This is a genomic window from Allobaculum fili (genome assembly GCF_020969955.1).
GTDB lineage: Bacteria > Bacillota_I > Bacilli_A > Erysipelotrichales > Erysipelotrichaceae > Allobaculum > Allobaculum fili.
Genome location: NZ_JAHDSX010000013.1, coordinates 21,807 through 45,200, shown reverse-complemented (window position 1 = coordinate 45,200; position 23,394 = coordinate 21,807). Strand labels below are relative to the sequence as shown.

At 51.7% G+C, this 23,394-nt stretch carries 22 protein-coding genes; 3 read left to right on the top strand and 19 right to left on the bottom strand.

What is annotated here, in order from left to right:
- Nucleotides 1-57: 57 nt before the first annotated feature.
- From trmFO to lepB, 5 genes are all read right to left on the bottom strand, one after another.
- Nucleotides 58-1,404, bottom strand: coding sequence for a methylenetetrahydrofolate--tRNA-(uracil(54)-C(5))-methyltransferase (FADH(2)-oxidizing) TrmFO (gene trmFO / locus Afil_RS04680; RefSeq protein WP_230267357.1), 1,347 nt, complete (start codon nt 1,402-1,404; stop codon nt 58-60).
- Complete coding sequence (topA, locus tag Afil_RS04675; RefSeq protein ID WP_230267356.1) at nt 1,404-3,647, bottom strand: type I DNA topoisomerase; 2,244 nt, start codon at nt 3,645-3,647, stop codon at nt 1,404-1,406. Before topA ends, trmFO begins: the two co-directional genes overlap by 1 nt.
- A 620-nt stretch (nt 3,648-4,267) precedes the next feature.
- The gene (rnhB, locus tag Afil_RS04670) at nt 4,268-4,882 is read right to left on the bottom strand and encodes a ribonuclease HII (protein WP_230267355.1); all 615 of its coding nucleotides are present in this window, start codon (nt 4,880-4,882) and stop codon (nt 4,268-4,270) included.
- A 23-nt stretch (nt 4,883-4,905) separates the two neighbouring features.
- Entirely contained in the window at nt 4,906-5,844 is a 939-nt protein-coding gene (gene ylqF, locus Afil_RS04665; protein WP_230267354.1) for a ribosome biogenesis GTPase YlqF, read from the bottom strand.
- Nucleotides 5,844-6,467 carry a signal peptidase I gene (gene lepB, locus Afil_RS04660; protein WP_230267353.1) on the bottom strand — a complete coding sequence of 208 codons (624 nt, stop codon included), beginning with the start codon at nt 6,465-6,467 and terminating at the stop codon, nt 5,844-5,846. The genes ylqF and lepB overlap by 1 nt, the downstream gene beginning before the upstream one ends.
- A 411-nt stretch (nt 6,468-6,878) precedes the next feature.
- On the opposite strand from lepB, the gene Afil_RS04655 reads away from it, so the two are divergent.
- Nucleotides 6,879-7,622, top strand: a complete 744-nt coding sequence (locus Afil_RS04655) for an MBL fold metallo-hydrolase (protein WP_230267352.1) — start codon at nt 6,879-6,881, stop codon at nt 7,620-7,622.
- A gap of 135 nt (nt 7,623-7,757) precedes the next feature.
- Here the strand turns inward: Afil_RS04655 and rplS are convergent, their stop codons facing one another.
- The 12 genes from rplS to Afil_RS04595 all read right to left on the bottom strand — a co-directional run bounded on the left by rplS (nt 7,758) and on the right by Afil_RS04595 (nt 17,224).
- On the bottom strand, nt 7,758-8,108 hold the full coding sequence (rplS, locus tag Afil_RS04650) for a 50S ribosomal protein L19 (RefSeq protein ID WP_230267351.1): 351 nt from the start codon (nt 8,106-8,108) through the stop codon (nt 7,758-7,760).
- Nucleotides 8,109-8,516: 408 nt separating this feature from the next.
- Nucleotides 8,517-9,839: a M15 family metallopeptidase gene (locus Afil_RS04645; protein WP_230267350.1), complete on the bottom strand. Its 1,323-nt coding sequence runs from the start codon at nt 9,837-9,839 to the stop codon at nt 8,517-8,519.
- 276 nt (nt 9,840-10,115) lie between these two features.
- Nucleotides 10,116-10,931 carry a tRNA (guanosine(37)-N1)-methyltransferase TrmD gene (trmD, locus tag Afil_RS04640; RefSeq protein ID WP_230267349.1) on the bottom strand — a complete coding sequence of 272 codons (816 nt, stop codon included), beginning with the start codon at nt 10,929-10,931 and terminating at the stop codon, nt 10,116-10,118.
- On the bottom strand, nt 10,928-11,425 hold the full coding sequence (gene rimM / locus Afil_RS04635) for a ribosome maturation factor RimM (protein ID WP_230267348.1): 498 nt from the start codon (nt 11,423-11,425) through the stop codon (nt 10,928-10,930). Before rimM ends, trmD begins: the two co-directional genes overlap by 4 nt.
- A gap of 54 nt (nt 11,426-11,479) precedes the next feature.
- Nucleotides 11,480-11,728 (bottom strand): KH domain-containing protein, encoded by a 249-nt coding sequence (locus tag Afil_RS04630; protein ID WP_230267347.1) that lies wholly within the window; start codon nt 11,726-11,728, stop codon nt 11,480-11,482.
- A gap of 4 nt (nt 11,729-11,732) precedes the next feature.
- Nucleotides 11,733-12,005 (bottom strand): 30S ribosomal protein S16, encoded by a 273-nt coding sequence (gene rpsP, locus Afil_RS04625; RefSeq protein ID WP_230267367.1) that lies wholly within the window; start codon nt 12,003-12,005, stop codon nt 11,733-11,735.
- A gap of 61 nt (nt 12,006-12,066) precedes the next feature.
- A complete protein-coding gene (locus tag Afil_RS04620; RefSeq protein ID WP_230267346.1) occupies nt 12,067-12,711 on the bottom strand; it encodes a PBECR4 domain-containing protein in 645 nt (214 codons plus the stop codon).
- Nucleotides 12,712-12,878: 167 nt separating this feature from the next.
- Nucleotides 12,879-13,184: a hypothetical protein gene (locus tag Afil_RS04615; protein ID WP_230267345.1), complete on the bottom strand. Its 306-nt coding sequence runs from the start codon at nt 13,182-13,184 to the stop codon at nt 12,879-12,881.
- Between the two features lie 118 nt (nt 13,185-13,302).
- Nucleotides 13,303-14,715 carry a signal recognition particle protein gene (ffh, locus tag Afil_RS04610; RefSeq protein ID WP_230267344.1) on the bottom strand — a complete coding sequence of 471 codons (1,413 nt, stop codon included), beginning with the start codon at nt 14,713-14,715 and terminating at the stop codon, nt 13,303-13,305.
- Nucleotides 14,705-14,851 carry a hypothetical protein gene (locus Afil_RS04605; RefSeq protein ID WP_230267343.1) on the bottom strand — a complete coding sequence of 49 codons (147 nt, stop codon included), beginning with the start codon at nt 14,849-14,851 and terminating at the stop codon, nt 14,705-14,707. The genes ffh and Afil_RS04605 overlap by 11 nt, the downstream gene beginning before the upstream one ends.
- A 131-nt stretch (nt 14,852-14,982) precedes the next feature.
- On the bottom strand, nt 14,983-16,062 hold the full coding sequence (locus tag Afil_RS04600) for a glycosyltransferase family 2 protein (protein WP_230267342.1): 1,080 nt from the start codon (nt 16,060-16,062) through the stop codon (nt 14,983-14,985).
- A 259-nt stretch (nt 16,063-16,321) separates the two neighbouring features.
- Entirely contained in the window at nt 16,322-17,224 is a 903-nt protein-coding gene (locus Afil_RS04595; RefSeq protein ID WP_230267341.1) for an ABC transporter permease, read from the bottom strand.
- Between the two features lie 302 nt (nt 17,225-17,526).
- On the opposite strand from Afil_RS04595, the gene Afil_RS04590 reads away from it, so the two are divergent.
- Complete coding sequence (locus Afil_RS04590; protein WP_353887464.1) at nt 17,527-18,063, top strand: GAF domain-containing protein; 537 nt, start codon at nt 17,527-17,529, stop codon at nt 18,061-18,063.
- Between the two features lie 278 nt (nt 18,064-18,341).
- On the opposite strand, the gene pheT is transcribed toward Afil_RS04590, so the two are convergent.
- Together pheT and pheS are read right to left on the bottom strand one after the other, a co-directional pair.
- Nucleotides 18,342-20,753 (bottom strand): phenylalanine--tRNA ligase subunit beta, encoded by a 2,412-nt coding sequence (gene pheT / locus Afil_RS04585; protein ID WP_230267339.1) that lies wholly within the window; start codon nt 20,751-20,753, stop codon nt 18,342-18,344.
- Nucleotides 20,754-20,765: 12 nt separating this feature from the next.
- On the bottom strand, nt 20,766-21,797 hold the full coding sequence (gene pheS, locus Afil_RS04580) for a phenylalanine--tRNA ligase subunit alpha (protein ID WP_230267338.1): 1,032 nt from the start codon (nt 21,795-21,797) through the stop codon (nt 20,766-20,768).
- A gap of 753 nt (nt 21,798-22,550) precedes the next feature.
- Between pheS and Afil_RS04575 the strand changes: the two genes are divergently transcribed.
- Nucleotides 22,551-23,297: a TrmH family RNA methyltransferase gene (locus tag Afil_RS04575; protein ID WP_230267337.1), complete on the top strand. Its 747-nt coding sequence runs from the start codon at nt 22,551-22,553 to the stop codon at nt 23,295-23,297.
- Nucleotides 23,298-23,394 lie beyond the last annotated feature (97 nt).

The following is a 23,394-nucleotide window of genomic DNA, read 5'->3' as shown; positions in this document are numbered from 1 at the left end:
GTCTGGTTCTTACGTCTGATTCTTGCTTCTCGTTCTTGTTTCTTTTTTCGGCCGTTTCTATTTTGAGTCGTCGGCCGATCCATTTTCCTTTGCGGGCTGATCCGCATTGACCAGAGCGGCCACTTCGTCAATTCGAGCCAGCGCATTGGCAGCAAGCTTTTCCTTGCGCTCTTTTTTCTTAACCTTTTCGGTCAGTTCAAAGATGCCGAAGTTGGCGTTCATCGGCTGGAAATGCTTCGGATCGGCATGGGAAATATAGTAGGCCTGTGACCCGATAGCCGTCTGGCGGCCAAAGAGAACTGGTTCTTCGCCTTTGAGCTGTCTGGCCATTGCGATGCCGGCCACCAGTCCGGACGCGGCGCTTTCCACATAGCCTTCGACACCGGCGATCTGTCCCGCAAAGAACACATCCGGGCGGCTTTTCAGGCGATACTGCTCATCGAGCAGAAGCGGAGCCTTTAAAAACGAGTTTCGATGCATGACGCCATAGCGGCTGAAGACCGCGTTTTCCAGACCGGGGATCATCCGGAACACCCGTCTCTGTTCGGGCCAGGTAAGATGCGTCTGGAAGCCGACGATGTTATAGAGAGAACCCGAAAGGTTGTCCTGGCGGAGCTGAACAACCGCTACAGGGCGTTCCCCTTCCCGTTCGAGACCGACCGGCTTGAGCGGACCAAAGAGCAGCGTCTGATAGCCTCTTCGTGCCATTTCTTCGACCGGCATGCAGCCTTCGAACACTTTGGGATCTTTTTCAAAATCGTGCAGTTTCGCGCATTCCGCTTCGATCAGCGCGTGATAAAAGCGGTCATATTCTTCCGCATTCATCGCGCAGTTAATATAGGAAGCTTCGCCGCGATCGTAGCGGCTTTTGAAATACGCCTTGGAAAAGTCGATCGAATCTTTTTCGACAATCGGTGCGGCGGCATCAAAGAAATGCATGCTGTCGATGCCGGTCAGCTCTAGAATCTGATCCGCCAGCTTGTCCGAGCAGAGCGGGCCGGCTGCAATGATGACCGGTCCTTCCGGAATTTCGGTGACTTCCTGACGTGCAACCGTAATATTTGGATGATTTTCAATCGTCTCGGTCACGATCTGCGAGAAACGCTCGCGATCGACGGCCAGTGCAGAGCCGGCGGGCACGCGGCTTTCGTCGGCTGCCTTGAGAATCAGCGAATTGAGCCGGCGCATTTCTTCTTTCATTACGCCGACTGCGTTGTTGAGCGAATCGGAGCGCAGCGAATTGGAGCAGACAAGTTCCGCAAATCCGTCTGTATGGAATGCAGGCGGATAGGCAATCGGCCGCATTTCATACAGCGTGACGTCAATCGAACGGTTTGCAAGCTGCCAGGCGGCTTCACAGCCGGCCAGTCCGCCGCCGATGACGGTTACTTTCGTCTCGCTCATCAGCTGTTTTCTCCAGACATGGAAGCCACGGCGCTCTGTTCCGCTGCCGCTTCGGCAGCGGCTTCAACGGCCGCATCCACCGCAGCGTCTTCCGCAGCACTCTGGGCCGGATCGACGTCTTTTGCGGCTTTTGGCGTCTTTTTAATGTAGCGGCACTTTGGATAGTTGGAGCAGCCGACGAACGGTTTTCCGTAGCGGCTGATGCGTTCAACAAGCGGGCTGCCGCATTCCGGACACATTTCGCCGGTCGGCTTCGGTTTGGCTTTTTCCTTCAGCGGTTCAATGTGCTTGCATTCCGGATAGCGGGTGCACGCCCAGAACGGACCGAAGCGGCCTTTCTTGATCTGCATGTGGCTGCCGCATTCCGGGCAGATCTTTTCGGTTTTCGCGAGTTCGTTTAAAACGGGATCCGCGTTTTCGGTATATTTGCACGTCGGGTAGTTGATGCAGGAAATGAACTTGCCGTAGCGGCCGTTGCGGTAGACGAGATCGCCTCCGCAGTCCGGGCAGGCGCGGCCGACTTTTTCAAGTTCCTTCTTCGGCATCTTCTCGTAGGCTTTTTCCACGAGCGGTTCGAAGTCATCGTAAAACTCCTTCAGGAATTCCACGTAGTCTTCCTGGCCTTCGGCAATAATGTCCAGGTTCTTTTCCATGTCCGCGGTGTACTGGACGTTAATGATCTTGCGGAAAAATTCCTGAAGCTTGGAGTTGGTCAGTTCGCCCTGTTCGGTCGGACGGAAGACTTTGGTCTTCGAGCCTTCGCTGCTCGGTTCCAGTGTAACGTAGCTGCGGTTTTGCAGGGTATCGATAATCGAAGCGTACGTCGACGGACGGCCGATGCTCTTTTCTTCGAGCGTCTTGATCAGTCTGGCTTCGGTATAGCGTGCAGGCGGTTCGGTGAAGTGCTGGCTGGACAAAATTTCGACGCGGTTCATCACTTCGCCCGGTTTCATGACCGGCAGCAGGCTGTTGGTCTGCTTTTCGTATTTGGAATACACCTTCGTGTAACCGTCGAACAGCATCGTCTGGCCGCTGGCGCTGAATTCGCAGCCGTCGGCTTCGAACTTGACGCTGGTCACATTGAACTGTGCATCGGCCATCAGAGAAGCCAGCGTTCTTGCGTAAATGAGCGAGTACAGACGGTACTGTTCGTTGGTCAGATACGGACGAACCTTGTCCGGCGTCTGGGTGATGTCCGTTGGACGGATGGCTTCGTGAGCGTCCTGCGCGTTTGTGGAGTTTTTCTGGTGCGCGGTGCCTTTGTAGTCGGAACCGTATTCGCGGTCGATGTAGTTTTCCGCATCGGTTACGAACAGCGGAGAAAGACGGGTGGAGTCGGTACGCATGTAGGAAATCAGACCGGTGGTCGTTCCGCCGAGGTCCACACCTTCATACAGCTTCTGGGCGATGTTCATCGTCTTCTTGGCGCCGTAGCCGAGCTTTGTGGACGACTCCTGCTGGAGAGTCGACGTCGTAAACGGGAGCTTTGGCGCTTTGCTTTTCTTGCGGGTGCTCACGCTCTTTACGGTAAAGGGGATGGATTTGGCCCGCTCGAGAATCGCGTTAGCTTCCTGTTCGTTTTTGATTTCGGCTTTCTTGCCGTCGACTTTGGTCAGCGACGCTTCGAACGTCGAGTTGCCTTTTTTGACTTTGGCTTCGATCGTCCAGTATTCTTCCGCAACGAATTTGCGGATTTCTTCTTCGCGCTCCACGATCAGGCGCAGGGCAACGGACTGAACGCGTCCGGCGGATTTGGACTGGATCTTGTTCTGGAGCAGTTTGGACAGCTTGAATCCGATAATGCGGTCGAGAATACGGCGGGCTTCCTGCGAGCGCACCAGGTTCATGTCGATCTGGTGCGGATCCTGAATGGCCTGCGTTACGACCGGCTTGGTAATTTCATGAAAGGTGACGCGGTTGTTGTCATCCGTCGAAAGACCAAGTTCTCTCGCCAGATGCCAGGCGATGGCTTCTCCTTCACGGTCCGGGTCGCTTGCCAGAATGACACCGTCGGATTTCGACGCGAGATTTTTCAGTTCTTTTACGACTTCCTTCTTTTCCTTGGAAATGCGGTAGGTCGGTTTGAAGTCGTGTTCGATATCGATTCCCAGACCGCCTTTGCCGGAGGTCGCGAGATCGCAGATATGACCTTTGGAGGACACAACTTTATAGCTGTCTCCTAAATATTTTTCAATTGTCTTTGCCTTGGACGGCGATTCGACAATAACAAGTTTCTTTTTCAAATTGGAATGCCTTCCTTTCTCTAAGCACTCCATGCGGCTTCGGGGTAAATTTCGGGAGGAACCTGCAGCCGGAACTCGCCATTCTGGACGAGCGGTCTGCACCTTCCCGGCAGGGGAGTGCTGTTTATTGAAACGTTCATAGTTCTAACATCAGATTCCGCGAGTTTCAATTCCTTTTCCTGACAAGTGTAATTCCGTTTCAAAACAAATGCCTTCCTGCACTTTGGAGTCGATCACGGATTAAGGCGCGTCCTTTTGCGGATGGAACCTGTAGAGTATGAAAACAGATTCCGCCCCAAACGTCATTTTTCAAAGCCTGCGATGGGAAATTTCCATACAGAATGCTCATTTTTTCACAGACGATCTGGCAATTGCTTTTCTTGCGTTCTGAATTGAGATCCTGTCCACTTCCGATAGGAAAGTATCACGAGCTCATTCAAGCCGGCTCACGTTTTAACCGTAATTCGACTACTTCCAAAACTAGAACAGGCGTCTGAATCGTCCATTTAAAAACACAAAACTAGTCATTTCTTCAATTCGTACATTCGACAGGATGAAGGATATTTCATTTTCAGTAAAGAGACAAATTGCGGCATTCGCCTGTCCATGAAAAAAACGCCTCAGAATAACGTGAGACGTTCCTGTTTTTCTAAAATGCGGGCGACGGGACCAAAGCTTTTACGGTAAAAGTCGGTCACGCCATACTGTTCGATGGCTTCCAGATGCTTTTTCGTCGGATAGCCCTTATGGGATTTGAGTCCGTACCAGGGATACGCTTCATCGAGCCCAAGCATGTAATGATCGCGGGTCACTTTGGCAAGAATGCTGGCAGCCGCAATCGAAATCGATTTTGTATCGCCCTTGATGACGGCTTCGTGATGATCGCAGTTTCTAAGCGGCATCGCATCGCTCAGCACAAAGTCCGCCTGCGATTTTTCTGCAATCTGTTCCATGGCCTGCTGACAGGCGCGGTAAATATTGAGCGTATCGATCGTCTGCTCCGAAACGAGAACAATCCAGTAGGCTTTTGCGTCCTGGACGATCTGCGCGAACAGCGCTTCGCGTTTCTTTTCCGAAAGCTTTTTGGAGTCGTTGATCGCTTCGTTGACATAGCCCGGCTCAAAAATCACGCCAGCAACGACTGCCGGTCCGCAAAGCGGGCCCCGGCCGGCTTCATCCATGCCAAGAATGTATCGATACTGGCCCCAGAGCTCTTCTTCCATTGGATGCTTCATAAATGACAAGGACCTCGACTGTCCTATTCTGCCGAACTGGCTGGTTTGGAAGCGTCTTCTGCCTTTTCTTCGGAAGAATCCGAGACAGAGGTCTGGTCCGCGCTTTCCTTTTGAGGCGGCAGTTCCCACGTAATGCGGCCAAGCTTGCCGGAACGGATGTCCTGAATGAAGGTGCGCATGGTACGGTTTTCATCCACGGATCCTCTCTGAAGCCAGCCTTTTTTGCGGGCGGCCGCTTCGAGCGTTTCCCACGGCGTCTCTTCGATGCGATCGAGCGAATACGTCTTGAGCAGCGCTTCGGGATTGTGTTCGCACAGGAATCCGGCGCAATAGAGAGCCACATCGTCCATGTGCACGACATCGTCCTTGATCGATCCTAACGCGGCCAGAATCAGGCCGCTGTGCGGATCGTCAAATTTTGGCCAGAGTACGCCTGGCGTATCAAGAACTTCCAGATCGCTGCCGGCTTTGATCCACTGCAGAGATTTGGTGACACCGGGACGGTCTCCGGTAACGGCAGCTTTGCGGCCGGCGAGTCCGTTAATAAAGGTGGACTTGCCGACGTTAGGAATGCCGACGACCATGGCGCGCAGAGCCCGCGGACGAATGCCGCGCTTTTTCTGCTTTTCAATCAGCGCCTTATTGAGTTCGAGACTTCTGGAAATGATCTTGTTGCGAAAGCCGCCTTTAATCAGATCAACCGCCATGGCGGAGACATGATCGCTCTGCAGCGCTTCAATCCAGGCTTTCGTCTGCACCGGATCGGCTTTGTCCATCTTGGACAGAAGGACAAGACGCGGCTTGTTTCCCGCCAGCTCTTCGAGCAGCGGGTTGGCCGAAGAAAACGGCATGCGCGCATCGCGGATTTCGATGATGAAATCCACTTTCTTCAGGTTTTCCTCCATCTGGCGGCGCGCTTTGGCCATATGTCCAGGAAACCACTGAATAATTGAAGAAGGCATTATTTAACCCCCAGTTTGTTGAACGGGAACAGGACGAGAACGCCGGTTCCGAAAATTTCATCGCGTGTGATCGGGCCGACATCCGGCGAACGGGAGTCCATGGATTTCATACGGTTGTCTCCCATGACCCAGTACTCGTCTTCGCCCAGCGTTATGGGACCAAAATCAAAGGTGAAAGGTCCGTAGTCCTGCTGGTTGTGTTCGGCTTTATAGGAAGCCAGAGCGCTGTCGATAAAGTCCTGCTTCAGATAGGCGCTCTCATCGAGCTTTACACCGTCAATGTAAACGTCACCGTTTTTGGCTTCAACGGTTTCGCCCGGCAGGCCGATGACACGCTTAACCCAGCGCTCGGTCTCACCGTCTTCATTTTTCTGGTTGACCACAACGATATCGCCGCGCTGCGGATCCGAAACCATCGGGGAAATCACGCTGGTAAATCCATATTCGCCATCCTGCAGCGTCGGGTCCATGGAGTGGCCGACAACGGTTACGGGGTGTGCGATAAAGTTTACAAACAGCATGATGACAATGGCACTGATCACAAACACTTTGACGAAATCCAGAATGTCGTCAAGCAGGGTGCGGTTATCTTCGTACTGATACTGTTTCTTTTTTCTAGCCATACTGATTCTCCAATTTCTAATCTCCGTCTTCTGCGGACGGTTCGGGTTCGGGTATAAACGTTCGAATCGATACAGGACCGGCGGCCTTATATGCCGCGTCCGTCATTTTGTATCGTTCTGACTTTTTTCTCTGAATTCGCCTGTACAGACTGCGAAAAGAGACTCTCTTATTATAAACAGATTTTTTGCGCGTCCAATGTGAGGCCAAAAAGCCCACTCGCTGTCGGATGTACAGGTTCCACTATAGCGGCTAAACCTTAAAAAAAGCAGAAAAGCGCAAAAATCAAAAGGCGCTCTTCCCCGTTTTCTATACATCCCTGTCGAGAACGGAAAAAACGCGTCGACCGCGCATTTTGAAATGACGATAATACAAACAGACAGGCGATACTCGCCTGCGCAAGGAGAGCGTGTATGAACGTTACTGTTTTAGGCTGCGCCGGCTGGATTCCTGGTGCGGAACAAACCAGCTGTTTTCTGATCGAAGATCAGTCGAATCTCATTTTATTAGACGCCGGAACCGGCGCTGCCAACCTGGCGCAGCACAGGGAGCTTCTAAAGAAATACGATACGCTGACCATTCTTTTCTCCCACTATCATCTCGATCATCTCAACGGTCTGATTTATCTGCTTCCGTATCTCAAAGGCAAGACGCTGCGGCTGATGGGACCAGGAAAACTGGCGTACGCGCAGACCACGTCCGAGTTTCTGCACGATCTGATTCGTTTTCCGTTTTTCTCCCGTCCGCTCGATCGCTTCGCGGATCAGGTGATCATCGAAGACTTTCCTTCCGAACACTTTCAGATCGGCCAGACCGACATCAAGCTGCGCCCGCAGGTGCACTCCGCACCTTCGTATGAAATCACGGTCAACGACCGCCTGATCTATGCCACCGATACGAAATTCAATCCCGAAGACTGGAAGGGCCGTCCGGGAAAAGTTCTTCTGCATGAGTGCTGGGACATCTGCGACAATCCCGCCAAGCCGCATTCCTCTCTGGAAGGCTTAATGGACGGCTTAAAGGATTCTCCATGTGAGAAAATTCTGCTCATCCACAAAAATCCGGAGTGGAGTGAATCGGATCTGCAGACCATTGAACAGCGGATTGCCGGCACGCGCTTTGAACTTGCTCATGACGGGATGTCCTTCGAAGTCTAGCCTCCTCAAATCGAGAAGGCAATATAGGACGGACGAATACACAAAGCCGCACAAGGCCGCAGACAGAATCTTTTCCCGAATTCGTCTGGAAAAGCGAAAGAAAACCCGAGATTTTCAAATCTCGGGCTTTTGTTTTTAGCGACGTACTTCTTTAAGACGAGCGGACTTACCGGAGCGGTTTCTGAGGTAACGCAGTTTGTTACGACGTACTTTACCGTGACGAACAACTTCGATCTTGTCGATGATTGGGGAGTGGAGCGGGAATTTACGCTCAACGCCTACACCGTTGGAAATCTTACGAACAGTGAATGTTTCGCCGATTCCTCCGCCTTTGCGTTCGGTAACTACACCTTCAAATACCTGGATACGGCTCTTTTCGCCTTCTTTGATGCGAACGTGAACACGTACAGTGGATCCGGAACGGAATTCCGGGATGTCATTGCGAAGCTGGTTCTTAGCCACTTCGTTAACGAGGTTAAGATTCATTTCGTTCTCCTTTTATACACGCTTCTGCCTTTTGAAGATTCATAACCATGGTATCTGTCAGCGGAATCCGCAGAATCGTTGAAAGTTTATCATTTTGCACCGGGACAGGCAAATATTTTCTATTTCTGTGTCCGGGAAAATTTGCAGAAAAAGCCGTGATTCTCCTGTCTTTCCAGATCGTCGGGCAGGCGGTTTAAGCGGCCCTCCAGACATAGAAAGGCCCCGTCCTGGTACGCATCCATTTCCCTGAGAGAAAATCGTTAAGCGTGACGGGGATCTGCTGCTTTTAGAGTGCCAGATCTGACCGTTAAGTCATTGGTTTTGTAAATCCCTGGAAGCAAAGCGATCAAAAGGCGTGCAGAACGGTTTCGTTTTCTGCTTTTTATAAAATTACGCTTTCTTCAAAGATCAGGCTTCTGGCGGAATATCGGGGATAACCGGCTCTTCGGGCTGCGGTTCTTCCGGCTGCGGATCAGCGACGCCTGGGTCATAGATATTCGAGCCGTCATCATAGCCAGGATCGACGTAGCCTGGGTCCTGGATTCCCGGATCGACATAGCCGGGATCTTCTACGACATCCGGCGTTTCTTCCACCGGCTCTTCGTTTACAATCGGCTCTTCGACCTGCGCGTTTTCGGCTTCAGTATTTTCGCTTTCCTGCGAACTGACCTGCTTGCGGGTTGTGGAAGCGTGCGGGTATTCAAAGTGCTTGTAGTCATTCATGCCGGCGACATCGCCTTTCCAGACGAAGCCTTCCTTCACGAACGCCGTAACCGCATAGTCATCAGCGTAAATATAATGGTCGCCGTTGATCGTACGGTCGAGATACAGCTGTCCTTCCATCGGGAAGACGCTCAGACTTGATCCGTTATCCTTGATCAGCGGGTTATAGAGCGGGTTCAGGTCGATCGCATAGCCCATCTCGTGCACGTCGCCGCGGCTGTCTTCGCCAAGACCAAAACAGAGGCCGACGGTGTTGTTATCGGAGAAGGATTCGGAAATGCGGGTGCCGTAGGCGTCCGGCAGGATCATTTTCTGAATCGGATAGCGGTGGGTATACAGATCGTAGAAGACGTTTTCGGTCTTTTCGGCAATCTCCTTATTGACGACAATTTCGCCGACTTTGGCTTTGCCTTCAAAATCATAAAAAAGCACCCGCACATAGCGCAGATCTTCGAGCGGGATCTGATCGGTATAGCCCATCTTCTTTAAGCGTTCGCTGATCCTGTCATCGATTTCTGAAGAAAAGAAGCAGTCGCGCAGTTCGTCATCGGAAAGAATGGAGACGTTGTCGACGGTATCGAGCGCGTTCATCGTCTTGATGCCGGCAACGATATCGTCATGACGGGCTGCATTCGGGCTTGCAGTCCGATTTGTGGAAATGGCGTCCTGCAGACGGGAAAACACGTTAAAACGGGCCAGACCGTAAATGCCGCCGCCAATCAGGAGGACTGTACACAGACCCAGGATGGCCACTCGATCGCGGCGAAGACGGCGTTTCGGTGCCTTTTTCCGGGACTTCTTTCCAGCGGGCTGCGGCTTTTTGGGCGCAGCGGATCTGGTTTTTGAAGCGTTCGTCCGGGCTGTCTTTGCGGATCGGGCTGTATTTGCCGATCTGGAAGAGGCAGAGGCCGCCTTGGGTTTCGGTTTGGATATAGAGGAAGAAGAAGCGGAACGCGATCCGCTCTTCTTTGGATTTTTCTTATTCATGCTGGTCGGATTTGAACTCATACGCTTATCTTAACGATTTTTACACTAAGCGCAAAGAGAGCATACGATGACGGCCCTCTCTTTCCAAAGCGTTTGTTAAGGGCGCAGACTATCCTCATTTTTATAGCTTTCATCTTAAGAAGATGAAAGCGCCCGCATCTTCAGACACCGAAGCGAGTCAGGTTTTCCAACGGGCGCACGCACAAAAGCCTTCGCTTTCCGATCGAGCGAAGGCCTTCTTTTTAAAACGTATAAATCCCTGAATTCTGTAAACCGATCGGCAGGAGCGATCCCGGATCAGTCATTGCTGTTTGCTTCTGCAACGGTATCGATCCCGTCGGCTGCATCCGCTGCCTTTGCGTCGGCTTCTGTTTCATTTTCAGAAGCCGCGGTGCGCAGTTCTTCCTTGAGATCTTCGAGATAAATCCAGTCCTGACGGGACAGATCCGCCTTTTCGAGCAGATCCGGCCGATGGAGCAGCGTATTTTTGAGCGCCTGCTGCCGGCGCCATTTCTGGATGTTGGCATGATGACCGGAAAGGAGAACTTCCGGAACTTCCTGTCCGTCGTAAACAGCCGGTTTGGTGTACTGGGGGTATTCGAGAAGACCGTTATAAAAGGAATCGTCGCTGCTCGAATCCTTTTTGATCACTCCGTCCACCAGACGGAAAATGGCATCGCACATTGCTGCCGCAGCCGGTTCGCCGCCTGTCAGTACAAAATCGCCGAGGGAAAGCTGAATATCGGCGTGCGCACGGATGCGCTCATCAAAGCCTTCGTAATGGCCGCAAATAAGAATCAGATGCTCCAGTTTGGAAAGCTCGAGCGCTTTTTCGTGCGAAAAGCGGCTTCCCTGCGGACTTAAAAGTGCGACGACGCTGTTCGGTGTGCGTACCGATTCGAGGGCATCGAGGACCGGCTGGCACATGAGCACCATCCCCGCGCCTCCGCCATAGGGCGTATCGTCCACGTGACCGTGTTTGGACTGGGTAAAGTCGCGGAAGTTGACGAGTTCGACTTCAATCAGACCTTTGTCGATGGCACGCGAAAGGATGGACGTCTTCATCATCCCTTCAAAATATTCTGGAAACAGAGTAAGAATCGAAATTTTCATCGGAGCCCTTCCATATCTTCAATCACAATTTTCTTTTCTTCGGGATCCACCGTGCGCACGAAGGCTTCGACAAATGGAAGCAGGTAGCTTTTCTTCCTGTCTTTGGGATCGGTAACGCGAAGCACCAGATTGGCGCCGGTTTCAAGAATGTCGGTAACCTTTCCGGTCAGTTCGCCTTCCGTTGTATACACATCGCAGCCGTTAAGCTGGTGGTAGTAGTATTCGCCTTCTTCGAGTTCGCCGAGTTCTTCTTCGGGCAGATACAGCGTCTGGTTTTTCAGCTTTTCCGCCTGTTCAATGGTCGTGATTTCCTTGAAGCGAACATAGCCAAAGCCTTTGTAGACCGAATAATTATCGACGGTCAGCTTCGTATGATCGGCCAGGTAGAGGGTGTTGCCTTTCGCAAACCGCACGTCTTCCTGATCGGTGAAGAGCATGACCTTGCATTCCCCTTTCAGGCCGCGGGTATTGATAATCTTTGCGATTCGAATCATCGTGTTTCTCCTTTGAAAAAAGCTGCAGGGTTTCCTGCAGCTTTCTGGTCTTTATTAATAGGCTTCGAACTTCACAAGAATGCGCTTGTGGATCGAGCGTGCCGCTGCGGACATCATGGAGCGCAGAGCGCCGGCGATAACGCCTTTGCGGCCGATCAGTCTGGCAATATCCTTGTCGTCGGCATATACATACAACAGGATTTCCTTGTCGCTGGCCGAAGCCATGGTTTTGACCGACAGAGCCTGCGGGTGATCTGTCAGTGGTTCACACAGATCATACAGGGTTTTTTCCAGATCAATCATTGTCTTACTTTCCGAGTTTGGATTCGTGGAAGGCTTTCATTACGCCTTCGCGGGAAAGAATGCTGCGAACCGTATCGGAAGGCTGAGCGCCAGCCTGGAGCCATTTGAGAGCAGCTTCGTGGTTGAGCACAACCGGAGCATCTTTCTTAATTGGGTTATATGTGCCGATTTCTTCGATGAAACGGCCGTCACGCGGGCTTCTGGAATCCGCAGCAACAATACGGTAGAAAGGCTGTCCTTTCTTACCCATTCTTCTTAAACGCAGTTTTACCATGATTAATGTTTCCTTTCGTGTTTTTGCCTGATTAGAATACCACATCAGAATGAGCCGTCAAGCATTAATGCTTGACACGTACTTTCACATCGAGAGGCGTCATTTTTGCGATGTATTTGGTCGGATACGCCCGGTCCCGGTCGTTGCTTCGAATGAAATAGCTGCGCACAAACCAGCCGTCCTTTCCTTCATCGAGACCGATATGGACCGTTTCGTCCCCGTAAATGCGATACAGAATCACTTTGGCCTGCAGCTTTGTGCTGCCCGCCTTGGACGGATCGAAAAGGACCGCCTGCGGATTTTTGGCCGTTTCGATCATCTGTTCGATCATTTCGTATTCGTGCTTATAGTACTGAAACTCTTCCGGACAGCTTTTAGCCAGTTTTGCGAACGTGATCTTTCCGTTCTGGATGTTGTTCCAGCCGCGGATGCCGGAAAATTCGCTCAGATCGCTCAGCTGATTTTTGACGATCGAGCCGATGGAAAAGAGATGGCAGAAGCCGGACCGTTCAAATTCAACCGGCGCCGAAAAGGACTTCCCATTGCGCTTTCCATTCGCGTCCACTTCATTAAATGAATAAATGAAGGTCCGATCCGCCAGTTCTTCTTCAAAGCGTCTGGCCAGATTCTGAATGGACGGTACGTTTCGTCTTGGCAGCATGTACATGAACGTCTTGCGCAGCCAGCGAATGATTCGGGTTTTCTTCATCGTCTTCTCCTCGTCTTCTTTTATGCTTTTATGCTTCGTTTTTTCGTATTTGCCAGGTATTATTGGAAACAGAATCCTGTACGGCTTTTACAAAATCCAGTCCGGATCTGCCTGCTCTTTTTTCATGATCTGTCCAGTACTTCATAGCCCTGGGTGCGCGATGCGCGTCAGGCGGTAAACCTCAGGCGGTAAACCATGGAAAACGTACAGCCAGACTTTCTGGCGGCTGCGTGATAATCCCGGTCATGTTCAATGCGCCACTTTGCGATTTCGACTTTCTGCTCCAGAGTATAGTCGCCATGAAGCAGTTTCTTCTCCTGGTTTTCCGTTTTTGCTTCTCCCTTATATGGAGAATATGGAGAAATTGTATCGGCTTTCCTTACGCCGCAAAATACAGAAGGAAAAGAAACCGGTATTTCAGAATGCGCGCAGGCAAAGTGTCTGTTTTGGGATGGTATTGGCCATTCTCGCATGGATCTGTTTGAAAAAGCAGGAACAGCCCTCCATGCAAAAAGCTCCCTTTTCGAACTGTACGTCTGTTTTTTTTCGCGCATCTCTTCGACGGGAGCTTTTTTTCGTATTTGCTTATTTTTATTTTTTCTTTTTCTTCTTGGATTTCTTCACTTTTTTGCTTCCCGCGTGTTTGGAAGCGCCGGGCATTCCGCCGCCGCGGCGCATCGCCGCAAACGGGTTGAGGCCGCCCATGCCGGAAGACATCATCTTGGAAAGGCTCGACATCTGCTTCTGCTGTTCGATCAGCTTGTTGACGTCGGCAACTTTCATGCCGGAACCGCGGGCGATACGAATCTTGCGGCTGCTCTTAATGCAGTCGGGATGTTCTCTTTCCCACGGGGTCATGGACTGGATCATGGCCTTGAAGTGCAGGATCTGGTTGTTGACCTTGTCGTCATCGAGCTTCGCGCCCATCTTGCCCATGCCTGGGATTTTGCCAAGAACGCCGGAAAGCGATCCAAGGCGGGAAATCTGATCGTACTGGGCAAGCATGTCGTTGAAAGTGAAGACACCGGCCATCATGCGCTCAGCGGATTCCTTCGCCACTTTTTCATCGAGCTTATCCTGTGCCTGTTCGATCAGGGAGATCATGTCGCCCATGCCGAGGATACGGTCTGCCATACGATCCGGATGGAACTCTTCAAGATCGTCGACTTTTTCACCGCTCGATACAAAGAGAACCGGTACGGACGTGATGGAGCGAACGGAAAGAAGACCGCCGCCTCGTGCGTCGCCGTCCATCTTCGTTACAACAAGGCCGGTGATTTCGAGTTTTTCGTTGAATTCCTTAGCTACCGTGACGATATCCTGACCGGTCATCGCATCGACCGTCAGCAGGATATCCTGCGGTTCGATTTCCTGCTTCATCTCGCTGAGTTCTTCCATCAGCGCTTCATCGATGTGCAGACGGCCGGCGGTATCGAAGATGATCATGTCAAAGCCGTTCTGGCTGGCATAGGCTTTGGCTGCTCTGGCGGTTTCTACTGCCGGAGTTTCGGCGCCGAGCGAGAAGACTTCGACGCCAATGGACGCGCCGAGGGTTTTCAGCTGTTCAATCGCAGCCGGACGAACGACGTCGCAGGCAGCGAGCAGGACTTTTTTCTTGAGTTTTTCTTTCACAAAACGGGCGATCTTGGCGGACGCGGTCGTTTTACCGGTACCCTGAAGGCCGACCATCATCACGCTGGTGATGCCGTTTTCATTCAGGATCAGCTTCGCGTCTTCCGGACCTAACAGGTTGACGAGTTCCTCGCGGACAATCTTGACAACCATCTGTCCCGGATTGAGCGATTCCATGACTTCGGTACCCATCGCCTTTTCCTTGATGCTGGCGATGAAGTCCTTGACGACCTGGTAGTTTACGTCGGCTTCAAGCAGAGACATGCGCACTTCCTTGAGCATGTCATTCATGTTGGATTCCGTCAGTTTTCCTTTGCCTGTAATTTTCTTCAGGGTTTTACTGAGCTTATCGGAAAGAGATTCAAATGCCATAAATGCAGGTTTCTCCTATCTTTTCTTCATTCTGATCGATCCAGGTCTGAGATACAGGATCGAACGGATCGGTTTTCATGCGATCCGCTGCGTTCACTTCAACAGACGATCTGGAATATCCAGTTTTTCCTTCCATAAAGGCGAAATCAGAAGCTGCACAGAGCCTTTTCCATGCGCCAGACCGCATTTTACACCATGCAAAAGGCGCGGTTCTCTTTTCTGATTTCCGAACGCAACCCCTATTGTAGCAAGATCCGCATACTTACGTCACGATAAAGGTGAATCGAGCGCCTCTCTGCCGGAAACGGTTTCCTCTTCTTCTGCCCGGAGGCTTTCTTCGCTTTGAAGCGGCGCAGAAAAGTCATAGTCCGCAAACGGATCCTGATAGTACGCCTGTTTTTCTGATGTCGGGGCTTCAAAGATTTTGCTTCCCAGCTTGATCCAGGCGATACCAAGCCAGGCGTAGTAGGCCAGAAAGTAGAGCGGGAAAAACGGCACGTTTTTCCACTGAAACAGATAGCGGATGAATTTCGGATCGTCCTGTCGATGACAAAAGAGAATCAGGGTATAAATGATCACCATGTCCGTGTTGTAGTAAAGCGGATCAAAGTTGAACACTTCGTTCGGGAAGTATTCGCGCAGCGTCTTTTCCTGGTACTTGTAGGCGTAGCGCATGAGATAGACGGTGCTCAGATCCATACAGTTGGTGAGCGATCCGCTGTGCGTCCAGTAATGGTAAAAGCGGTTGGGAATCGTACCGATCTTTTTTGCGGCGACAATCGCCTTGAAAATCGTGCACGTATCTTCAAACCCCGGCAGGTGTTCGGGAAAGTGCACGTGATCGAAGCACTCGCGCTTATACAGCTTGCCCCACGGGTAGTTGTTCAGATACTTCTCCCGCACGAGATGATGCACCGCTTCAAGCGTCGTAAAATCCTTGCGCCCCGACGGGTTGCGATAAAACGGCACGGGACCAAAGTCCATGACAAACCCGCACTGCAGCACGTCCAGATTGCGCTTTTTCGCCTCTTTGACCATCGTCTCGAGCATCTTTTTGTCGACAAAATCATCGCTGTCCACAAACATGACGTACTCGCCGTTTGCGCGTTTTAAGGCACGGTTTCTCGTTTTGGAGACGCCGGCGTTTTCAAAGGAATACACGTGAACGCGCGCGTCTTTTTCCGCATAGTCTTCACAGATTTCTTTCGAGGAATCCGTACTGCCATCGTTGATCAGAACGACTTCCAGATCCGGCATCGTCTGTTCAAGCAGACTGTCCAGGCATCGCTTCAGGTATTTTTCGGCGTTGTATACGGGGACAAGAATAGACACACAGGGTCGGGTCATAAACTCTCCTTTTTTTTCTTTTCTTCACGCACGCTCTCCGGCCAGTATCCATGCTGTCCTCAGATGTCTCTTTCTGGGGCGGAAACGCAAAGCCGAACGGCTGACTTTTTCCCTTTTTCTGCGTGCGGTTTTCTCTGTCAATCTTTCAATCTTTTCTTTCAGTATTCGTTATTTAGCGTTCGTATTGCACAAACGTTTATTTTCCACGGGCTGCCGGCGGTTCAAAAAACGTGCCTGTTTTCTTTTTCTCTTACGTTTTCTAGCGGACGGATCCGTCGCCAAACAGACGGTCCGCGATCCAGTTCCACAGCTTTTCAAAGCAGAAGACGATCAGAATCAGCCAGATGCTCCAGCCGACTACGCCGGCCGGATTGAGATCGAGGCGCGCCATCTGCAGACTCTTGCCAATGCCCGGCTGCAGGCCCGTCAGAATTTCACTCGTCACGCACACTTTGAAGGCGAGCGACGAGGCACTTTTGAGGGCGCTCAGAAAAGCCGGCTTCATCATCGGCAGACAGATCACAAACATCCGTACCCACGCCGGCTGCGGATAAATTTTCCATACTTCGGCGTAGCGCTTCTTGAGCGATTCGAGCTGTTCATAAAACTCGCGATACACCAGCGGAAAGAGCAGGAAAAAGCCGGTCAGAATAACCGTCTGCTCCCGGCTGGTCCAGAACAGAAGCAGGATGATGTAGCACACGTTAGGCACCGTCTGAAAGAGCGAAACCAGCTTTCCGAGAAAACTGCCGGCCGGTTTCCAGAACGCGCCCAGAAACGAAGCCGCAAGACCTAACGCAAAGGACAGAACGAGCGATTCCATCGCCCGGCCGATCGTCGACAAAGCGCTCAGTAAAAAAGTGGGCTTCTGCACCTGCAGCACCATCTGTTCCAGACACGCCCAGGGGGTCGGACAGACGAGCGCATTGTCCATGACAAGAGCAGCTGCCGTCCAAATTCCAAGCAGAATAAAAAGGAACCAGAACCATTCGATCAGACTCTTTTCCCAGGGACGGGACCGGGATGTTTTTAAGCCAAAGGAACGATCGGCTGCGCAAACGTTATCCTTTCCGGATATCGAATCTTTACTCAGGTCGATATTCTTTCCGTTTTTTTTGTCTGCGCCGGCAATCGACGGCTTTGTATTTGTTCTGTCTTTCATACTCCTAGTGAATCAGAAATTTCGATTTTCTACCGGTTTTGACTCCCGTATTTTGCATATTTCTGATGTCGATTTCTCAGTTTGCGCGCAAGAAAGGCAAAAAGCAACGAACACCGGCTTTATAAACGGTCCAGTCCGGCGTTCTGTATTCAGCAAGGTCTGTATGGAATACGTTTAGAAATCCGGCAGTCCCGCTTCGTTTACAGGTCAGGGAAAGAAGATAGAAGATTCTTCCCGAAACCGGCCATTCGAATGCTTCTTGCATGCGGAATTCAATCTTCTTTCTATGGATTTAGCTTTCTTTGTGTATACTTATCCCAATTTATCCTGATTCTTTTCGGGATCGAGAGGTCATTATGAAACTTCTTCTGCAGCAGCTTCAAACCGTTTTCGAAGGCGACACGGCTCCGTTAAGCCGCCTGAACAACATGATCGCCGCCATTTACTGGAGCGATGAAAACATCAACTGGTCCGGCCTGTACTGGATCATGCATGACGGTACGGCGGATCTGGGTTCCTTTCAGGGCAAGCCGGCCTGCGAGCGGATTGCTCCACACCATGGCGTCATCGGTCATTGCGTCGATACCCGAAAAATCACCGTGGTCAATAACGTCCACGAATTTTCCGGCCACATTGCCTGCGATGGCGATACGCGCTCGGAACTTGTGCTTCCCTTATTTGTCGATCACGCCTTCCGTGCCGTTCTCGATCTGGACGCGCTCGACGAATCCCATTTCGCCGACTGGTCTATGGACGATCTGAAGCAGATTCAGACTCTGTTCAGTCAGGTTTTGCAGGAAACGCTGGACTTCGTAAAAGACGTCATTCCTTCCTTTTAAAACCGTCTTTCTCTGGTCTGTCGCTTTTCTTTATCTTCAGCCCCGCATTTTTTGTCGTCTGGATTTTGGTCATTTGATCGGTCGATCTTTTCGGACGGATACGATTCGCGCCTTTGTTTTTTCGCGTCGGTTCTCCCCTTCCTTTCACATAAAAAACAGCCTGTCCGGACTGCTTCAGAAGTTTTTCTGAGGCAGCCGGGCAGGCTGTCTGTGTATTGCTGCAGAAATTATCTTTTTCGGCGGAATTGGATTCCGCCAAACTCCAGATTAAACCGTTTTTACGCGGAGCGCAGAACGGCTTTGCACTGGGTCTGGATGGCTTCGATGATCGTGTTGAACACTTCCGTGATCTGCTCATCGGTGAGCGTCTGGTGTTCGGACTGGAAGGTCATAGTCAGCGCGATCGACTTTTCATCGGCGCCTACATGTTCGCCTTCGTACACGTCAAAGACATCGACATCGCGAACAATCGACTCCTTGCCGAGCTTGCCGCAGCGGCGGATGACGTCGACGATCTTGCTGGCAGGCAGATCGCGTTTGACGACGAACGCCAGGTCGCGGGTAACGGACGGATAGCGGGATGTCGGTACGAATTTCACTTTGCTCTTCTTGGTGTTCAGAATCTTATCGAGATTGATCTCGGCGATGATCGCTTTTTTCACGCCGGTTTCTGCCCCGTACGTTGGATGGATTTCACCCATCAGACCGATGAGATCCTTGCCGATGTAAATTTCGGCCGAACGTCCGGGATGGAAATGAACGGTATCCTTTTTGTTTTCCTTGAAGAAAATGCGGTTTTCGGAAATGCCCAGACGAACCAGGATTTCTTCAATCAGACCCTTGAGGGTATAGAAGTCGGCCGGAACAACGTCCTTGAGCCAGCGGGTCATCGTCAGCGGTCCGCCAAGTACAATGGCCAGATGTTCTTCTACGCCTTTGGAAGACGTCAGTTCGGAAATTTCGTACAGATTGATGTCCGTGTTTCCATGCGCCTTGTTCCATGCGGCCGCATCGAGCAGAGACGGCAGGATGGACGTACGGATGTAGCGGCGTTCTTCCGACATCGGCTGCGCGAGTTCAATGGCTTCGCCGGCGGAAAGAATCGCGTTGTCCTTTTTGGCGGTAGAAATCAGGGTGTACGTAATCGCATCCTGTACGCCGTTTTCAAGGAGCACTTTATTGACGAAGCGGCGCTGACGCTGTTTCGGGTTGAGCTTGCCTTCGGTCATGGCCATCATCGGCAGCGTGGACGGCAGACGGTCGTAGCCAAGCATGCGGATGACTTCTTCACTCAGATCCGCGAGCCCTTCGAGATCGAGACGGGTGCTCGGAACGCGAACGGTGAACGTCGTATCTTCAACGCTGGGTTCCAGGTTCAGACGTTCGAAAACATCGAGCACTTCTTCTTTCGAGAAGTCGGTGCCCAGACGGTTGTTGATCTGTTCAAGGGTGCAGGCAATCGTTTTTTCTTCAAAATCGGCGGATCCGTATTCCACGGTCGCTTCAATGTCTTTCGCATCGGCGTATTCGATCAGCAGTTCCACCGCACGATCGAGGGCCTTTTTGGCTGCTAGCGGTTCGATACCTTTCTGATAGCGCAGAGACGCTTCGGTGCTTAGCGAGAGACGTCTGGCAGTGTTGCGGATGCAGACACGGTCAAACGAAGCACATTCGATGATCAGGCCGGTCGTATTGTCTTCAATTTTGGAGTCGTCGCCGCCCATCACGCCGGCGATGCCGATCGGCTTGTCCTGGCTGGTGATGACCAGATCGTCTTCTTCCAGCTTGTACGTTTCGCCATCGAGCGCGGTGTAGTCGCAGTTCAGGCCCTGCTTGACGGTAATTTCCTGCGCAGAAATGGCCGCCAGGTCGTAGAAGTGCATCGGCTGACCGGTTTCGAGCATGACGATGTTGGAAATATCGACCACGTTGTTGATCGAATGCATGCCGGCTGCACGAAGCAGATCGCGCATCCAGCGCGGCGATTCCTTAATCGTTACCGAGCCGATGATCTTGCCGTAAAAGTGCGGGCACTTTTCGGTTTCGGAACGGATTACGAGTTTTGTCGGATGATCGTTTCCGGCATCGGCCGCGCCTTCGCAGTCTGGAAGGGCAGCTTTTTTATTGAGGATGGCGCCGGTTTCGCTGGCCATGCTCCAGATTGCCTGGCAGTCCGCGCGGTTTGGCGTCAGGGAAATATCGAGAATTGTATCGTCCAGACCCAGATACGAAAGCGGATCCGTATTGCCTACGGGCGCATCCGCCGGAAGCACTTCGATGCCCTCGAGCTGTTCCTGACTGAGCAGGTGCTTGTCGACGCCAAGTTCCGCAAGCGAGCAGATCATGCCGTCGGACACTTCGCCGCGAATCGTGCCGGACTTGATTTCGCCGCCGGGCAGTTTCGCGCCTGGGAGCGCGACGATGACTTTCTGTCCCGCTGCGACGTTTGGCGCGCCGCAGACGATCGGACGGACTTCATCGCCCGTATTGACGGTCGTCACGTGCAGATGATCGGAATCCGGATGATCCTTGCAGGTGAGCACTTCACCAATCACAAGACCCGTGGCATTGGAGAGTTCGATAATGTCTTCGACTTCAAAGCCGGCCGCTGTAATCGTGTCGGCAATCTGCTCCATCGTCAGATCGCCAAGATCCATATACTGTTCAAGCCATTTTCTTGAGAGTTTCATAGTCGTCCCTCCTTAGTCAAAACGATCGAAGTTCTTATTGAACCGCTGATCGTTGGTATAGAAATGACGGATATCGTCGATGCCGTATTTAAGCATGGCAATACGCTCAATGCCGATGCCAAACGCGAATCCGTTCATTTTTGTGCTGTCGTAGCCGGCCATTTCGAGTACTTTCGGGTGAACTTCGCCGGCACCGAGAATTTCAATCCAGCCGGTACCCTTGCACGTCGGGCAGCCCTTGCCGCCGCACATGTGGCAGGATACGTCGACTTCTACGCTCGGTTCGGTAAACGGGAAGTAGGACGGGCGGAAGCGGATTTCCCGGTTCTGACCGAACATCTTGCGGGCAACGAATTCCAGCGTGCCCTTCAGATCGGACAGCGGTACGTGCTCGCCGATGACCAGACCTTCAATCTGCATGAACTGGTGGGAATGGGTCGCATCGTCGTCATCGCGGCGGTACACCTTGCCCGGGCAGACGACTTTAATCGGGTTTGGCGCCTGCTCTTCGAGAACTTTCATCTGGATCGCGGTCGTATGGGTGCGCAGCAGATGTTCCGGATCGATGTACAGGGAATCCTGCATGGCACGTGCCGGGTGATCCTTAGGAATGTTGGCGCGCTCGAAGCAGTACAGGTCTTCTACGAGTTCGTCGCCTTCAATAACCTGATAGCCAAGACCGATAAAGAGGTCTTCGAGTTCCTGAAGAACGAGGTGAAGCGGGTTGAGGTTGGCGTACGCCGGTTTGCGTCCCGGCAGCGTCAGGTCGATTTTTTCCGAAGCGAGACGGGCTTCCAGCGCCTTCTGCTCCAGAGCCTGTTTCTTTTCTTCAAAAAGCGCGCTGGCTTCGGTTTTCAGGTCGTTGACCGCCTGACCAAATGCCGGCTTTTCCTCTTTCGGTACGCTTTTCATCTGCTTCATTAAGGAAGCAATCTGACCTTTTTTGCCCAGGTATTCAATACGCAGCGCGCTGAGCGCTTCAAGATCCTGCGCACTGGCGAAATCCTGTGCAATCTGGTTTTTCAATTCATCAAAATTCTGCATGATTTCTCCTTTCTCAAGCCGGCGCGAAAACCGGCAGGATAGCTTGCAGCGAAATGTATGTTCGCAAAGATGGAACGGAAACCCGGAAAGGATCCGTCCGTTTCCAGAAAATAAAAAAACGGACGAACGCGAAAACGGCTTTCGCCGCGGTACCATTTCGCTTCGTCCGTATACAGACACACTCAAATCATGATATCCGTATGAAACGGGGAGACATTACGCTCCAGCTCAGGAATGAATTCACAGGGGCTCGGACTGCTTCTCTTTCACCGGAGTGAGAAGCTCTCTGCATGCCGTGCCGGATCTGCCACGTTTCCCTCTTTGCCTGAACACAATTGTAGCAGAGATGTCAACGCGTGCAACTTTGCGTTGAAAAACGGTCTCTGTCTTTTGAAGCATTTTCCGTAAATCTTCGTATTTTTCAAAGCGCGGACAAAACGGGAAAGGTACAGGCGGGAAAGACAAAAGAGACGGGAACGTTCTTTTTCCGCTTTCTTTTCGGCCATTCTGTCTTTTCATCCCGGCAGGCGTGCGGACGGTTTTCGATCCGCAAATTTCGCAGCGATCGCTCAGTCCATATCAGTTTTCAAGGCCCTCTTTTTGCTTGATCGCCGGTTTCTGATAGGCTGAATCTGAACGCTCCCTTTCTGGGAAATCGATCTGGATCCGGGTGGTACTTTTTTCGAGAATTCCTTATTCTCGGAATTCTCGAAATCTTCGACAGAAGCCGCCGGTCCTTCTGAGGAAATGAACATGAAAATTGAATCGTTACAAAATGCATCCGTCAAGGCGATGGTCCGTCTCAAAAATAAAAAGGATCGCGACGCGAGCGGCCAGTTTTTAGTCGAAGGCTTTCATATGATCCAGGAAGCGGCGCAGGCCGGCCTGCTTTTGAAAGTCTATCAGCTCGAAAATCTCGAAACGCTGCCCGGCATCGAAACCATTTTCTGCAGTCAGCCGGTTTTAAACAAAATGTCCGCGCAGAAAAGCGATGCGCGCTACATCGGCTTATGCAAGAAGCCGGCGTATGCGACGTTCAGCCACGCGACAAAAGTACTTCTTCTCGATCAGATTCAGGATCCGGGCAACATGGGCACGCTCATTCGCTCCGCCCTTTCCTTTGGCATCGAAGAAATTCTCTGCTCGACCGACTGCACAGATCCGTTCGGTCCAAAAACGCTCCAGTCCAGTCAGGGCGCGATTTTCCATCTGCCCGTCGTAACCTGCAATCTGGCCGAAGCGATTGAAGATCTGAAAAGCCGGCATATTTCTGTATTTGGCGCCGCTCTGCATCAGGATTCCGTCGAACTGCATGAACTCGCCATTCCTGACCAGTACGCGCTGATTATCGGCAACGAAGGCCAGGGCATTCGTCCGGACATTTTACACGCCTGCACGAAATGCGTACACATCGAGATGAAAACCTTTGAATCGCTCAACGCGGCGATTGCGGGAAGCATTCTCATGTACGTCTTCCAGTTTGGCGGCTCGAACAAGTAACCGCATATCGAATATTGATAGACAAACGATATTTCTGGACAAACATACAGACGAAGAAAGGACTGCCCCTTCCAGATCTCCTTACTGAGATTTGGAT

Coding starts and splice junctions, on each gene's coding strand:
- trmFO (WP_230267357.1), bottom strand. CDS start 1,404: ATGAGCGAGACGAAAGTAACCGTCATCGGCGGCGGACTGGCCGGCTGT.
- rnhB (WP_230267355.1), bottom strand. CDS start 4,882: ATGAAGCATCCAATGGAAGAAGAGCTCTGGGGCCAGTATCGATACATT.
- ylqF (WP_230267354.1), bottom strand. CDS start 5,844: ATGCCTTCTTCAATTATTCAGTGGTTTCCTGGACATATGGCCAAAGCG.
- lepB (WP_230267353.1), bottom strand. CDS start 6,467: ATGGCTAGAAAAAAGAAACAGTATCAGTACGAAGATAACCGCACCCTG.
- Afil_RS04655 (WP_230267352.1), top strand. CDS start 6,879: ATGAACGTTACTGTTTTAGGCTGCGCCGGCTGGATTCCTGGTGCGGAA.
- rplS (WP_230267351.1), bottom strand. CDS start 8,108: ATGAATCTTAACCTCGTTAACGAAGTGGCTAAGAACCAGCTTCGCAAT.
- Afil_RS04645 (WP_230267350.1), bottom strand. CDS start 9,839: ATGAGTTCAAATCCGACCAGCATGAATAAGAAAAATCCAAAGAAGAGC.
- trmD (WP_230267349.1), bottom strand. CDS start 10,931: ATGAAAATTTCGATTCTTACTCTGTTTCCAGAATATTTTGAAGGGATG.
- rimM (WP_230267348.1), bottom strand. CDS start 11,425: ATGATTCGAATCGCAAAGATTATCAATACCCGCGGCCTGAAAGGGGAA.
- Afil_RS04630 (WP_230267347.1), bottom strand. CDS start 11,728: ATGATTGATCTGGAAAAAACCCTGTATGATCTGTGTGAACCACTGACA.
- Afil_RS04620 (WP_230267346.1), bottom strand. CDS start 12,711: ATGAAGAAAACCCGAATCATTCGCTGGCTGCGCAAGACGTTCATGTAC.
- Afil_RS04615 (WP_230267345.1), bottom strand. CDS start 13,184: ATGCGAGAATGGCCAATACCATCCCAAAACAGACACTTTGCCTGCGCG.
- ffh (WP_230267344.1), bottom strand. CDS start 14,715: ATGGCATTTGAATCTCTTTCCGATAAGCTCAGTAAAACCCTGAAGAAA.
- Afil_RS04605 (WP_230267343.1), bottom strand. CDS start 14,851: ATGGAAGGAAAAACTGGATATTCCAGATCGTCTGTTGAAGTGAACGCA.
- Afil_RS04600 (WP_230267342.1), bottom strand. CDS start 16,062: ATGACCCGACCCTGTGTGTCTATTCTTGTCCCCGTATACAACGCCGAA.
- Afil_RS04595 (WP_230267341.1), bottom strand. CDS start 17,224: ATGAAAGACAGAACAAATACAAAGCCGTCGATTGCCGGCGCAGACAAA.
- pheT (WP_230267339.1), bottom strand. CDS start 20,753: ATGAAACTCTCAAGAAAATGGCTTGAACAGTATATGGATCTTGGCGAT.
- pheS (WP_230267338.1), bottom strand. CDS start 21,797: ATGCAGAATTTTGATGAATTGAAAAACCAGATTGCACAGGATTTCGCC.
- Afil_RS04575 (WP_230267337.1), top strand. CDS start 22,551: ATGAAAATTGAATCGTTACAAAATGCATCCGTCAAGGCGATGGTCCGT.